The organism is Herbaspirillum lusitanum (genome assembly GCF_026127345.1).
In the GTDB taxonomy this organism is placed as follows: Bacteria; Pseudomonadota; Gammaproteobacteria; order Burkholderiales; family Burkholderiaceae_D; genus Herbaspirillum; species Herbaspirillum lusitanum.
On record NZ_QXFG01000003.1, the window covers coordinates 368,640 to 382,280 of the forward strand.

The 13,641-nt window shown below is 61.1% G+C and carries 14 protein-coding genes; 7 read left to right on the plus strand and 7 right to left on the minus strand.

Annotated features, from left to right (window positions below; translation table 11 throughout):
• Nucleotides 1–33: 33 nt before the first annotated feature.
• The 3 genes from DXT88_RS02960 to DXT88_RS02970 are packed head-to-tail and all read left to right on the plus strand — an operon-like array spanning nucleotide 34 to nucleotide 3,166.
• The gene (locus DXT88_RS02960) at nucleotides 34–573 is read left to right on the plus strand and encodes a VOC family protein (RefSeq protein ID WP_016832757.1); all 540 of its coding nucleotides are present in this window, start codon (nucleotides 34–36) and stop codon (nucleotides 571–573) included.
• A gap of 11 nt (nucleotides 574–584) precedes the next feature.
• Nucleotides 585–1,853, plus strand: coding sequence for a ribulose-bisphosphate carboxylase large subunit family protein (locus DXT88_RS02965; protein ID WP_265211497.1), 1,269 nt, complete (start codon nucleotides 585–587; stop codon nucleotides 1,851–1,853).
• On the plus strand, nucleotides 1,850–3,166 hold the full coding sequence (locus DXT88_RS02970; protein WP_265211498.1) for a four-carbon acid sugar kinase family protein: 1,317 nt from the start codon (nucleotides 1,850–1,852) through the stop codon (nucleotides 3,164–3,166). The genes DXT88_RS02965 and DXT88_RS02970 overlap by 4 nt, the downstream gene beginning before the upstream one ends.
• A gap of 6 nt (nucleotides 3,167–3,172) precedes the next feature.
• Here the strand turns inward: DXT88_RS02970 and DXT88_RS02975 are convergent, their stop codons facing one another.
• Entirely contained in the window at nucleotides 3,173–4,834 is a 1,662-nt protein-coding gene (locus DXT88_RS02975) for an isovaleryl-CoA dehydrogenase (protein WP_265211499.1), read from the minus strand.
• A 179-nt stretch (nucleotides 4,835–5,013) separates the two neighbouring features.
• On the opposite strand from DXT88_RS02975, the gene cysM reads away from it, so the two are divergent.
• Nucleotides 5,014–5,916, plus strand: coding sequence for a cysteine synthase CysM (gene cysM, locus DXT88_RS02980; protein WP_265211500.1), 903 nt, complete (start codon nucleotides 5,014–5,016; stop codon nucleotides 5,914–5,916).
• A gap of 93 nt (nucleotides 5,917–6,009) precedes the next feature.
• Here cysM and DXT88_RS02985 read toward each other — a convergent pair whose 3' ends face one another.
• Nucleotides 6,010–6,342, minus strand: coding sequence for a hypothetical protein (locus DXT88_RS02985; RefSeq protein ID WP_265211501.1), 333 nt, complete (start codon nucleotides 6,340–6,342; stop codon nucleotides 6,010–6,012).
• 321 nt (nucleotides 6,343–6,663) lie between these two features.
• On the minus strand, nucleotides 6,664–7,245 hold the full coding sequence (locus DXT88_RS02990) for a DUF1415 domain-containing protein (protein ID WP_265211502.1): 582 nt from the start codon (nucleotides 7,243–7,245) through the stop codon (nucleotides 6,664–6,666).
• Nucleotides 7,246–7,370: 125 nt separating this feature from the next.
• Here DXT88_RS02990 and DXT88_RS02995 point away from each other — a divergent pair, with 125 nt between their 5' ends.
• Nucleotides 7,371–7,907: a YaeQ family protein gene (locus DXT88_RS02995; protein ID WP_265211503.1), complete on the plus strand. Its 537-nt coding sequence runs from the start codon at nucleotides 7,371–7,373 to the stop codon at nucleotides 7,905–7,907.
• Between the two features lie 6 nt (nucleotides 7,908–7,913).
• Here DXT88_RS02995 and DXT88_RS03000 read toward each other — a convergent pair whose 3' ends face one another.
• The 3 genes from DXT88_RS03000 to DXT88_RS03010 all read right to left on the minus strand — a co-directional run bounded on the left by DXT88_RS03000 (nucleotide 7,914) and on the right by DXT88_RS03010 (nucleotide 11,270).
• Nucleotides 7,914–9,296, minus strand: coding sequence for an MmgE/PrpD family protein (locus DXT88_RS03000; protein ID WP_265211504.1), 1,383 nt, complete (start codon nucleotides 9,294–9,296; stop codon nucleotides 7,914–7,916).
• Between the two features lie 110 nt (nucleotides 9,297–9,406).
• A complete protein-coding gene (locus tag DXT88_RS03005; RefSeq protein WP_265211505.1) occupies nucleotides 9,407–10,201 on the minus strand; it encodes a transporter substrate-binding domain-containing protein in 795 nt (264 codons plus the stop codon).
• 97 nt (nucleotides 10,202–10,298) lie between these two features.
• Nucleotides 10,299–11,270, minus strand: a complete 972-nt coding sequence (locus DXT88_RS03010; protein WP_265211506.1) for a MurR/RpiR family transcriptional regulator — start codon at nucleotides 11,268–11,270, stop codon at nucleotides 10,299–10,301.
• A gap of 45 nt (nucleotides 11,271–11,315) precedes the next feature.
• On the opposite strand from DXT88_RS03010, the gene DXT88_RS03015 reads away from it, so the two are divergent.
• Nucleotides 11,316–11,627 carry a hypothetical protein gene (locus tag DXT88_RS03015; RefSeq protein WP_265211507.1) on the plus strand — a complete coding sequence of 104 codons (312 nt, stop codon included), beginning with the start codon at nucleotides 11,316–11,318 and terminating at the stop codon, nucleotides 11,625–11,627.
• Here the strand turns inward: DXT88_RS03015 and DXT88_RS03020 are convergent.
• Entirely contained in the window at nucleotides 11,568–12,443 is an 876-nt protein-coding gene (locus tag DXT88_RS03020) for a LysR family transcriptional regulator (protein ID WP_265211508.1), read from the minus strand. The genes DXT88_RS03015 and DXT88_RS03020 overlap by 60 nt on opposite strands.
• A gap of 213 nt (nucleotides 12,444–12,656) precedes the next feature.
• Between DXT88_RS03020 and DXT88_RS03025 the strand changes: the two genes are divergently transcribed.
• Nucleotides 12,657–13,628, plus strand: a complete 972-nt coding sequence (locus tag DXT88_RS03025) for an agmatinase (RefSeq protein WP_265211509.1) — start codon at nucleotides 12,657–12,659, stop codon at nucleotides 13,626–13,628.
• Nucleotides 13,629–13,641 lie beyond the last annotated feature (13 nt).

Here is a 13,641-nt window from a genome sequence, read left to right on the forward strand (position 1 = left end):
ATTCAAACTAAACAAACGAAAAAGAGGTGAGCAATGAGCCGTTTTCTGGGTGAGATCAAACAACTGGGCTACGTCGTCGAAGACATACAAGCGGCAATGAAATACTGGAGCGAAGTGCTGGGCGTGGGCCCGTGGTACTACATGGAGCGCGTGCCGCTGAAGAACTATCGCTACAAGGGCGAGCTGCAAGACATCCATTCGTCGGTGGCGCTGGCCAACTCCGGCAACGTGCAGGTGGAACTGATCCAGCAGCGCAACGATGCGCCGTCGATGTACCGGGATTTCCTCAAGGCCGGCCGCACCGGCTTGCAGCATCTGGCCTACTGGACCGAAGACTTCGACAACGATCTTGCGCGCCTGCTGGAAAAGGGCTGGAAGGTCGGCATGAGCGGTGAAGTCGGCGAGCGCGGCCGCTTCGTTTATTTTGAGACCGAATACCATCCCGGCACCGTGATCGAGCTGTCGGAAATTGCCGGCCCCAAGGGAACGGTGTTCCGCATCATCCGCGAATCGGCTGAAAACTGGGACGGCAGCGATCCGGTGCGCACCTTCCCCGATCTGAGCAAGATGTGATGGCGGATGCGATGGACGACAATCGTTTTTACGCGGATTACCTGATCGAAACGCCGCTCGATCCCGTGCAGGTCGCAGAGGTCATGGCAGGCGAGCAATCCTGCGGCACCTTCGTGCGCGTGCAGGGCGAGACCGAACAGCTGCGCGAACGCGCGCGCGCCGTCGTGGTGTCGGTGGAAGAGCTCGGCAGCGTGGCGACGCCGAGCCTGCCCAACGCCTGGCAGCAACGCCAGAACATGCAGGGGCCGTGGCGTCGCGCCAAGGTGAGGATTTCCTTCCCGATCGACAATGTCGGCGCCAACCTGCCGACGCTGGCGGCGACCGTCGCCGGCAACCTGTTCGATCTCGGCGAAGTCACCGGCATGCGCCTGCTGTCGTTGTCGCTGCCGGAACATTACCGCCGCCAATTCGACATGCCGCGTCACGGCATCGCCGGCACGCGCAAGCTGACCGGAGTGGCGCAAGCGCCTCTGCTGGGCACCATCATCAAGCCCAACGTCGGCCTCAGCGCAGTCGAGACCGGCGAGCTCGTGACGCAGCTTTGCGAAGCCGGCGTCGACTTCATCAAGGACGACGAAGTCTGCGCCAACCCTGTCCATGCGCCGCTGGAAGAGCGCGTGCGCGAAGTCATGAAACGCGTGCGCGCCTACCAGGACAAGTCCGGTCGTCGCGTGATGGTGGCGTTCAATATCACCGACGAGCTCGATGCCATGCGCCGTCACGCCGACCTGGTCGAGCGTGAAGGCGGCAGCTGCATCATGGTCGGGCTCAACTGGTGTGGCTTCTCGGCGCTGCAAAGCCTGCGTCGCAGCAGCGGACTGGCGATCCACGGTCATCGCAACGGCTTCGGCATGATGTCGCGCCAGCCGGTGCTGGGCATGTCGTTCCCGGCGTATCAAAGCCTGTGGCGCCTGAGCGGCGTCGATCATTTGCATGTGCACGGACTCGACGGCAAGTTCTCCGAATTCAATGACGAAGTGGTGCAGTCGGCACGCGATTGCCTGACGCCGATGGCGCCGGGCGATGAAGTGATGCCGGTGTTTTCGTCCGGACAATGGGCGGGGACGGTGCCGGCGACCTTTGCTGCGGTCAACAGCACCGACGTGATCTTTCTCTCGGGCGGCGGCATTCTTGCGCATCCGGACGGCGCCTCGGCCGGCGTCGCCAGCCTGCGCCAGGCATGGGAAGCGGCGCGCGACGGCGTCAGCCTGCAGGAGCGCGCACGCCAGTCGCCGGAGTTGCAACGCGCGCTCGACTTCTTCGGACCGCGTCTGAAATGAACGACGGGCATCGTCCGCGCGTCTGCTTTTACGGCGATGACTTCACCGGCGCCACCGACACGCTGGCGACGGCGACGGAAGCCGGCTTGCGCAGCTTGCTGTTCCTGCGCGTGCCCGACCGGCGTCAGCTGGAAGCAGCCGGCGCGCTTGATTGCCTCGGCATCGCCGGTGCTGCGCGCTCGATGGCGCCGGCTGAAATGCGCGAGGAGCTCGAACCGGTTGCGCGCTTCTTCGCCGGCCTGCAGCCGCCGGTGACGCACTACAAGATCTGCTCGACCTTCGACAGCGCGCCGCATGTCGGCAACATCGGCACGGCCCTGGCGGTATGGCGGCAACATATCGACAACGACTTCGTACCCATCGTCGGCGGCCAGCCGAATTTGCAACGTTACTGCCTGTTCAGCAACCTGTACGCCGCGGTCAACGGCGGCGGCGAGGTGTTCCGCATCGACCGTCACCAGACCATGCGCAATCATCCGGTGACGCCGATGCATGAAGCCGACATGCGCGTTCACCTGGCGGGGCAGAGCATGCAGGTGGCGGCAATCCATGCGCCCGCCTATGCCGGGAATGCAGAACGACTGGATGCGGAAGTGGAGCGGATCGTGCAAGCTCATCCCGATGCCGTCCTGTTCGACGTCGGCGACGCGGCGCATCTGCCGCCGATCGGCCGGCAGATCTGGCGGCACGCACAACGGCAGCCCTTGCTGGCGATCGGCGCCAGCAGCGTGGTGCAGGCCTTGTGCGCTCATTGGCGCGAGCAGGACGGATTACCCGCGCCCGCGATTGATGCGACACGCATTGCCGCAGCTGAAGGCGCGGTGTTCGTGCTGGCCGGCAGCTTGTCGCCGGTCACGGCGCGCCAGGTTGCTGCCGCGGAGTCCTACGAACGCATTGCGCTCGATGCACGGCGCTTGATCGACGGCGACCAGGCATATATCGGTGCGATGCTGTCGCGCATTGCGCAGCGTCTCAACGCCGGCAATCATGTGCTGGCATGCACCGCCGACGGTGCCCATCTGGGCGGCGAGCGCGTGTCGTTACGGCTGGCGCAGGCAAGCGGAGATTTTCTGCGGCGTCTGTTGCCGCTGACCACGGCGCGCCGCATCGGCGTGGCCGGCGGCGACACCTCCAGCCATGCCTTGAAGGCGCTTGATATCTGGGGCCTGTCCTATCTCGGCAAACTCTCGCCCGGCGTCGCATTGTGCCGTGCGCATGCCGACGGCGAACGTGAAGACGGCATCGAACTGATGCTCAAGGGCGGCCAGATGGGCGGTGAAGATTTGTTCGACCGGCTGGCCAACGGCGTTTAGGCTTGACTAATGCGGCCAGGCGCGCGCCAGGATGCTTTTCTGCAAGGACGCGGCATCCGCAGTTCCCGCCGGCAGCGTGCCATACACGCGACCGTTGGCGGCGTCGCCGCGACTGAGCACGAAGGCTTCGGCCATCGCCGGCGGCGCGTGCTGCAGCATAAGCGCACCCTGTACCGCCAGCACCAGTTGCTGCACCAGCCGGCGCGCCAGCATTTCGCGCTGCTCCGGCGCCAGCGTCATCATCTGCTTGAGCGCATGCAACGGCGCTTGCAAGACTTCATGGCCATCGGCGACCTGCTGCAATTCGTCCAGCAGCAACAGACAGGCGTCCGGCTCGCGCTCCATTGCACGCAGCACATCGAGGCACATGACGTTGCCCGAACCTTCCCAGATCGAGTTGACCGGCGCTTCGCGATACATGCGCGCCATCGGTCCGGTTTCCACGTAGCCGTTGCCGCCCCAGACTTCCATGCACTCGCCGGTGAATTCCAGCGCACGCTTGCAGATCCAGAACTTGGCGGCCGGCGTGACGATGCGTCGCCACGCGCGTTGCAAGGGATCGGCGGGTGCTTCAAAGGCGCTTGCCAGGCGCAGCATCAGCAAGGTCGCGGCTTCGCTTTCCAGCGCCAGGTCGGCCAGCACGTTGCGCATCAGCGCTTGCTCGGCCAGATGCTTGCCGAAGGCGCTGCGATGGCGCGCATGATGGATGGCCTGGACCAGCGCATGGCGCATCAGGCCGGCGCTGCCGATCACGCAATCGAGGCGCGTGTGGTTGGCCATCTCGATGATGGTCGGGATGCCGCGTCCCTCATCGCCGACCATGACGCCGTAGGCATCTTCGAACTCGACTTCGCTGCTGGAGTTGGAGCGGTTGCCGAGCTTGTCCTTGAGGCGCTGCACCAGCACGCCGTTCTTGTGGCCGTCCGGCCGCCAGCGCGGTACGAAGAAACAGGACAGGCCGTTGTCGGTGCGCGCCAACACCATGTGGGCGTCGCACATCGGCGCCGAGAAAAACCACTTGTGACCGGTCAGTGTGTACGCCGCGCCGCGTCCGCTGCCGTTGAGAGGGCGCGCCGCGGTGGTGTTGCTGCGGACGTCGGAGCCGCCTTGTTTTTCTGTCATGCCCATGCCGATCAGCATCGAGTGCTTCTGTTCCAGCGGCAGGTCGCGCGAATCGTGCCGGCGTGAAAACAGTTTGTCGCGCAGCAGTCCGTACAAGGCCTCTTCGCTGCGCAATACCGGGATCGAGGCAAAGGTCATGGTGGTCGGGCAGAGCGACCCGGCTTCGATCTGGGCATGCAGGAAATAGCCGGCGGCGCGCGCCACGTGGGCGCCGGGCTTGCCGTCGAATTCGGGCATCCACGGCAGCGCGTGCAAGGCTTCGCGCCGCAGCAGGCCCAGCAAGGCGTGCCAGGCGGGATGGAAGTCGACGCGATCGATGCGATTGCCGACGCGGTCGTGGGTGTTCAGTTCGGGCGCGTGGCGGTTGGCCAGCGCGGCCATTTGCAAGACCTCGGCGCTGCCCAGTTCGGCGCCGTAACTGGCCAGCGCGGATGCATGCCAGCCGGCCTGCCTGTGCTGTACTCCGTGGCGCAGCGCGGTATCGGTGTCATACAGATTGAAGTCCTGCAGGTCCGGGACCTGGTTGGCGACATCGTGCGTTTTCATTGCGGCTCCTTGGGGAAGACGGAAGAACGGCGGGCGCGGACAGTGTAAGGCATGGCCGGCGCGGCAAAGCGGCGTTAGGCGTATTTGCTATAACTATATAAGTATCTTGTCGCTAGGGCTGCCCGGCACATGACAAAGACTCATATTAAAATGAGACTCCTGAAAGGATTCCTCCGACCATGCCTTATCTGACCATCGAAGACACCATCGGCAATACGCCCTTGATTCAATTGCAACGCCTCGGCGGCGAAGAAGCCAGGCGACGCAACAACATCATCCTCGGCAAGATGGAGGGCAACAATCCGGCCGGGTCGGTCAAGGACCGCGCCGCGTTGTCGATGATCCGCCGCGCTGAAGAACGCGGCCAGATCAAGCCCGGCGACACCCTGATCGAAGCCACCAGCGGCAACACCGGCATCGCGCTGGCCATGGTGGCGGCGCTGCGCGGCTACAAGATGGTCTTGCTGATGCCTGAAAACCTCAGCGAAGAACGTCGCCAGAGCATGGCCGCCTACGGCGCCAAGATCGTCCTCACGCCCAAGAGCGGGGGCATGGAATACGCGCGCGACCTCGCCGAGCAGATGCAGAAGGAAGGCCAGGGCCTGATCCTCGACCAGTTCGCCAATGGCGACAATCCGCAGGCCCACTATGAGACCACCGGTCCCGAACTGTGGCGCGACACCGAAGGCCGCATCACCCATTTTGTCAGCGCCATGGGCACTACCGGCACCATCATGGGCGTGTCGCGTTACCTGAAGGAACAGAATTCCGGGATCCAGATCATCGGCGCCCAACCGGAAGAAGGCTCGTCCATCCCGGGCATCCGCAAATGGCCGGAAGCCTACCTGCCGAAGATCTATGAAAAGCCGCGTGTCGACCAGATCGAATCGGTGAGCCAGGCAGCCGCCGAAAACATGGCGCGCAAGCTGGCGATGGTGGAAGGCCTGTTCTGCGGCATTTCCGCGGCCGGCGCTTGCGAAGTGGCATTGCGCATATCACAGCAGGTCGAGAATGCGACGATCGTGTTCGTGGTCTGCGATCGCGGCGACCGGTATCTGTCCACCGGCGTATTTCCAGCATGATTCATCTGGATGAGATGGGTTGCGGGTCTGCGGCCCTGGCACTGGAATGCTTTCCTTCGCGCCAATAAAAAACGGAGCTTACGCTCCGTTTTTTTATTCCACGCCTGGTGCTGCCGGCGAGCCTGGCTTCGGCTTGAACTGCTTGTCGCTGATGCGGAATTTCTCGCGACGATCACCCATCAGTTCGCGCAGTTCGCGGATCGACAGTTCGCTGACTTCGTGCATGCGGATCAGCAGCGACGCGCCAACCGGCAGACGGCGGTGACGAATCTTGCTGATGACCGGTGGAGCCACTTCCAACGCGCGCGATAAGGCGGCATCGTTTTTCAGATGCAGTTTCTCGATGAGCGCATCCAGCAGGTGGTTGGGATCGTAGTTGATTTGATCCGAAAGGGAATTATCGTTGATGCTATTAGGTGTAGTCATGATCGGACGTTCCATTATGCAGATGTTTATAAAGGCCTTGTTTGTGCAAGTGCATTAGTTCTTGGTAAAACTGCAAAACGTGGTTCACTAGTTTCCATCAGAGGTGCCATTCTTTTCCCACTGCAACAACACAACTCGAACCAAGGCCATCGGGATCAGTCGGTCTGACTTGCCAGCCTTCACTATTCGTTTCCATGCTCCCAACGTCGGTACTATCAAAACGCCAATGTTGACGCGCAGTACATCCGTTCAGAAAAGTCTATTACAAAATAGTTGCGAGAAATCACCTCGAATTTGTAACAGATATTAACAGGATTTTTTCTATAATTGGTGTTGTTTCTTTGATACGACAAAAGCCAGCCGATTCCAGCCCTTTAGGCCGAGATCCCGCATGGTTGCGATGTTTCGCTCGAAAATGGCGCTGGCTTCGGGGTAGGCGGCGACCGCCCGGTCGATGCTGCTTTCACGCAACAGATGCAAAATTGGAAACGGCGAGCGGTTGGTGTAGTTGTCGATATCGTCGGGCAGGGCGTCGGCGAACTGATATTGCGGATGAAAGCTGGCGATCTGAATGACGCCGTCCAGCTCCGCGTCTTCCAGCACCTGATCGGCAACATCGAGGAAGTTGTTGTAGTCGTAGAAGTCTTGCAATACGTGTGGATGAATCAGCAAAGTGGTGTCGAGCAACTCGGGATCAGCAGCCTGCAAGTGTTGCAATTCATTCAGCAGTTGCTGCGCCAGGTCGGCTTCGTTGTCGGCGTGGCTGACCACGTAGCGGATCTGTTGTTTGACGTAGACCGATTTGGCAAAGGGGCAGAGGTTCAGGCCGATCACGGCTTCGGCGACCCAAGCCTGGGTCAGGCTGATGACCGTATCGTCAGCGGGGAAAGTGGCGGTGTCCATGGCGGAATTGTCTCATGGGCGGGGTTTTCCAATCTTGCGGGAAAGCGTAGAAAAGCCCTTGAAATCGGCTATGCTTCACATCCTTCGCAAGTAATCCATTCCCCGCATCAAAAAAGAAGACCGTCATGGCGCTCAAAGCAACCATTTTCAAAGCCGATCTGCAGATCTCCGACATGGATCGGCACTACTACCAGAACCACTCCTTGACCATCGCACGCCATCCGTCGGAAACCGACGAGCGCATGATGATTCGCGTGCTGGCCTTCGCGCTCAACGCCAGCGAAGCGTTGACCTTCGGCAAGGGCCTGTCCGATGTCGAAGACCCGGACGTGGTGGCAAAGGACCTGACCGGCGCCATCGATCTGTGGATCGAAGTCGGCCAGCCCGACGACAAGCGCATCCTCAAGGCTTGCGGCCGCTCCGCACGCGTCATCGTCTACAGCTACAGCAGCGTCAGCAGCATCTGGTGGAACCAGATCGGCAGCCGCGTCGAGCGCGCCAAGAATCTCACCGTCATCAACATCGCCGCCGAAACCAGCCAGGCATTGCAAAAGCTCGCCCAGCGCAACATGCAGTTGCAATGCACGATCCAGGACGGCCAGATCTGGCTGGGAAACAATGAAGAGATGGTGCAGATCGACCCGCAGGTCATCAAGCCGTAATCGCCTCTACAAGACGGAAAACAGGCCGCGCACCGACGGCAGCGTCTCCAGTGATTTGAGACGGGACAACAGCAGCGCGCCTGTGTCCTTGCTATCGCCGCCGGCCTCCATGCATTGCATGAACTTGGTTTCGATTTCATCCTGCCGCATCGGGCATTGCGCAGTGCCGCGCGCCTGGGCCTGAAAACCTTCAATCCAATCGCCGCCACGCATCCTGAGCCGCACGTTGGCGCCTTCCGGCGCCGCCTCGCAGGCGCCTTCCAGGTTCCAGCGCGGGCCGACGGTCATCTTCACGCGCTTCATCAATGCAAGGACCCGCGGCTCTTGCAGGACCGCACCGTCCAGATGTTGCAATTCCACCGTGCCGTACAGCAAGGACACCGCAATCGCGAACGGCATGCTGAATTGCGCTTCCTGCCGTGTGGTCGGCTGGTTGTAAATCAGGTTGGCGAAGACGATTTGCGGCACGTCGCAGACAATCTCTTCGATTGCCGTCACATCGACTGCATGGCGGGAGGCGATTGCCATGACGGCATCGACCGCGGCATGCGAAGACAGGCACAGCGGAATACGCTTGATGTCGACGCCGGGCGACTCCATGAACCATTGCGCCCCCAGTTGCTCAAGCATGGCGAGGTTGAATTCGCCGTGGTTGAACAGGCCGGTAAATCCATTCCAATGTTCGAAGGCGTCATGCGGTCCGCTCGCACCTTGTGCGGCGAGCAGGGCGGTGACGACGCCGGCTTCCGCCGCGCGGCCTGCCATCAGCGCCTTGGCATCGGTGCCGAAACAGGCCTTCATGCCACCCGTACCGGCTACTGCGAGTCCCAATGCCGATGCCGTCTGGCGACGATCCAGCTTGAGTAGCCAGGCCGCCGCCGCACAGGCGCCGATCGGTCCCAGTACGCCGGTGGTCCACCAGCCGTGGTCATAGAGAACGCTGTTGGTCGCGGCGCCGATGACGTATTCGCATTCGGAACCGACAATGAACGCGGTCAGCAGATCGGCACCGGAGGCATTGCGCTTTTGCGCGACCGCAATGGCGGCAGGGGCGATCACGGCCGAACCGTGGACGAAGCCGGCATAACAATTGTCGTCAAAGTCGAGTGCGTGCGCCGCCGCGCCGTTGACGAACGCCGCCGCCGGTGCGGAGAACAATTGATGACTTCCCACTACCGCAGCGTCGCCACGTGAACAGGCATCGACAGCAATGGCGCGCGCCGTACGCGCGATTGTCGTCGTCGCGCCGGCAAAGGCGACGCCTATCGTATCGATCAGGCAATTGGCGGCAATGCCGCGCACGGATACAGGAATATTGCGCGCGGCATGGTCGGCGTGCAGGCTGCAGATCCAGTCGGCCAGCCGGTTGATGGCGCTAGGGTGAGTCATGTGTGACGCTGTTTCATTGGCGGGGAACGTAGAGAGGTTGCCTGCCCGATGCGATTCCGGAGAACGGCATCGCGTCGGGCATGGCCACCCGGAAGACCGGCGTTGCCGCCTTACTCCGGCAGCGCGCCGGCCGGGGCGCCCAGCCACTTCTTCGACATCTCGTCGATGGCGCCGTTGCTCTTGGCCTCGCGGATGATCTCGTTGAGTTTGGCGACCAGTTGCGGCTCGCCCTTGAGCACGCCGATGTAGCACGGCGAATTGGACAGGATCACTTTCAGATCCATGCTCACCGATGGATCCTTGGTCTTGATCGTGGCAGCCACCGCCGTGCCGGTCGCAAACATCTGCGCCTGGCCGGCGAGGAAGGCCGAGACCGTGCCGTTGTTGTCTTCGAAGCGCTTGATCACGGCGCCCGGCGCCAGGCGCGAGAGTTCTTCGTCCTGCATTGAACCGCGCGTGACGGCGATGACCTTGCCGGTGAGCTCGCTGTAATTCTTCGCGATGATGTCCTGCTTGCCGAAGACGGCGTCAAAGAATGGCGCATAGGCGATGCTGTAGTCGATGACCTTTTCACGCTCGGGCGTTTTGCCGAGTGAAGAAATGGTCAGGTCGGATTTCTTGGTCTGCAGGTAGGCGACGCGATTCGGGCCGGTGACGGGGATCAGTTCCAGTTTGACGCCGAGTTTCTTGGCGACCAGCGTCGCCATGTCGATGTCGTAACCGCGCGGTGTCATGTCGGTGCCGACCGAGCCGTAGGGCGGATAGTCGGTTGGCACGGCGACGCGGATGACCTTGCGCGCGAGGATGGTGCTCAGGGCGTCCTCCGCCATGGCGTTACCGGAAACAGTACAGGCGGCAGCGACGGAGACGGCAATCAGGCTAAGCAGGAGGGAGCGGCGTTTCATTTCGATATCCTTTCAATTGAAGTCATTCATGAAGTGAGGGTAGTGCTGAAGCGATTGCGTGAGCTTGTGCGAGCTTGCACAGGCGTTGCGATGAGTATCATTTGTCGTTCTTGCGCGCGCGGGGTTTGGATACGCGGGGCAGCTCGGTTTCTTCCGCGCCCCACCATTCGCCCATGCTCCACAGATTCTTTTCCGTCTCCGACACCGAGGCCTTGACGTCGACCTTGGACGTCGCCGCCATCAGCGCGACCAGGATTTCGCTGACCAGAAACGCAGGAACCAGCGTGTCGAAGAAGGAGGCGTTCTGTTTGCCGACCAGGATGGTCTCGGTCGCCATGCGTGCAATCGGCGAACTGTCGCTGTCGGTGATGGCGATCAGCTTGACGCCGGCTTTGGCCAGATGCCCGGCAATCGATATGGCGCGCCGCGAGTAGGGCGCGATGCAGCAGACGAACAAGGCGTCTTTGGGCCCGGCCTGATGCATGACCTTCATCATGCCGCTTTCACCGGCGCCGTCAATGAGCGTGATGTTCTTGGCGAAATATTCGGAGACGTGGGAAAACTGAAACGCCACAGGAAACGACGAACGCAGTCCCAGGCAATAGATGGTGCGCGACGATGACAATATTTTTACGGCACGCACAATCGCAGCCAATGTGTCGGCGCTGCACAGCGCCTGGATATGGGCGATGGCGTTGTTGGCGACGTCGAGCGCGAGCGCGGTTTCGCCGATCTTCTGATTCAGTTCGACCAGCCCATGGGCGCGCTGGCTGTAGCCGTTGCCGCGCGACCGCAGATTGTTCTTGAACACTTCGCGGATGTCGTCATAACCTTCCATACCGAGGAACTTGGCCAGGCGCGTCATCGTTGATGGCGGGATGCCGGCCAGCCGCGCCTGTTCGCGCATGGACATCACGGCAACTTCGTGCGGATGATCGAGCACGAAGCCGGCCGCCAGGCGTACTTGCCGCGGCAGGCTGTCGAAACATTGCTTGATATGCAGCACCAGCGCTTGCTGCGTCCGGAAGGACTCGGACGGCTTTGGCGAGGTTGATGAGGCTTGAGTCACGAGGATGCTCCGCAATCAGGATGTGCAGGGCATCAAGCAACATATGTGCCAATATTTTTTGCAAATGATTCAAATGAATCATTTTTGCGACGCAATTCAGCGTTCAAAAAAATCGCTGCGCAGGAGCGGTTTGATTTCGGTGATTCAAAAATACGCGTTGGCGTGAATCAAAGCGAATCAAAACATATGGCTGAGGAAGGCGATGCGTCGGCATGTCCATCGCCAAAGCGCCATGATGGACATGCGGAAGACGTTGCAATGCGTCGCTTTGGGGCGGGCTTAGTTGCTTTGGTTGGCTCAATTGCCCGGATGCAGTTCCTTGAGGATGTCGAGGAAGAGATCCGCACGATACGTTGACGGACGAGAGGTTTCGGTGACCGCGCAGATCTGATGATGATAGGAGGGGCTGTTGCTTTTCGCCCTGAGTGCATAGCGCTTGCCCAGCAGCTGGACGTAGTGCACCGGCAAGATGCCCAGATAGCAGCCGGTTGCCACCAGCAAGCCGATGGCTTCCAGTCCGCCGGCATCCGGTCCGCGCGCATAGCTTTCCGTGGCCAGCGCCTGATCGACATAAGGGTGCGGCCGGTAGACCAGCGGCAGATCGTCGGCGCCGCGCTTCGGCTTTTTCGCAGCGGTATACACACGATGGGTTTCTGCGAACAAGGGCAGGTAACTGAATTCGCCTTCGCGCGGATACTTGCCGCGGATCGCGATGTCGACGCGGTGTTCGCGCAGCGCCTGATTGAGATCGGGGAAGGTCATGACGCTGATTTCCGGCCGCACGTTGGGGGCGCGCTCGCGCAGGATGGCGAGCGCTTCCGGAATCTTGCAGTCGGGATGCGTCAGCGTGTGTTCGACGATGCCGATCGACAGCGAACCTGACAGCACGCCGTGCACGGCATCGATTTCAGAACGGATCCGTTCCAGCGAGCGCAGTGCATCGGAGGCCAGCTTGAGCGCCACTTCGCCCTCCGGCGTCAGCTTGAAACCGGCAGGGCCGCGTTCGCACAGGCGCACACCGAGGCGCTCTTCCACTTCGCGCACGTGGCGGCTGATGGACGCCTTGGACATGTGCAGGCGCTTTTCCGCCGCTGCGAATCCGCCGGCCTGAGCCGCATTGCAAAACACCCGCAGAGAGCGCAGGTCGCGTTCGTCAAAGTCCAACTGGATCATGATTGCCTGCCGGGAAGGTAAGTGGAAAGCCAAAATACAAGGTATTGAATTTCAAGACTATACCTGCAAAACAATCATTTTTTATTATCCGGCTTGCTTGCTAGAGTCCATTGATCAAATCCGTTTGGCCGTGTCGGCACATCCGCTGGCTCCGATCTTGCATGGACATCGGTTTGCTTCTTCACCACACATTTCGTCAAAGGATCCACGTTCATGGAACAACTTACCGTCACGCCGCGCACCGGCCACAAAACATTGTTGTATTCGGAACTGGTCACCGACATGAGCAATCTGAAGGCCGACATCGCTATCCTCGGCGTGCCGTTCGGTTCTGCTTACACGCCACGTCAGTTCACCAACGACCAGAGCAATGCGCCGCAGGCGATCCGTGATGTCACCGACCGCATCGTGCGCGCGCCGGAACATTACGATTTCGACATTGACGGCCCGCTGCTGCAAGGCCGCAACGACATCCGTTTCGTTGATTGTGGCGACGTGCTGCCGGACCTCGCCGTACCCGGCGATCATCAGCGCCGCGCTGAACTGGCGATCCGGCAAATCTTGCGCGGCGGCGGCATGCCGATCGTGCTGGGCGGCGATCACGGCATCACCAATCCAGTGTTGCGCGGCTTTGATGAAGTCGGGCCGGTGACCATCGTGCACATCGATGCGCATCTGGATTGGCGCGACGAAGTCAACGGTGTGCGTGATGGCTTGTCGAGCGTGATACGCCGCGCCTCCGAACTGCCGTTCGTCAAACACATCGTGCAGATCGGTTTGCGCGCGCAAGGCAGCGGGCGACCTGCGGATTTTGAAGCGGCCAAGGCCTGGGGCGCCGACCTGATCTCGGCTTACGAATTGCACGACATCGGCATGGACGCGGTGCTGGCGCGCATTCCCGACGGCGGCAACTACTATCTGACAATCGACGCCGACGGTCTCGATCCGACCATCATGCCGGCCGTCGACGGCCCGGCGCCCGGCGGCGTGAACTTCGTGCAGGCACGCAAGCTGATCCACGGATTGGTGAAGAAGGGACGTGTGGTCGGCATGGACATCGTTGAAATCCAACCGATCAAAGACAACGCCAGCAAACTGACTTGCGTCACCGCCGGCCGCCTGATCGTCAATCTGATCGGCGCGACGATACGCGCCGGTTATTTCGACAAGAAGGACAAGGCGTAATCAATCCGAGTTA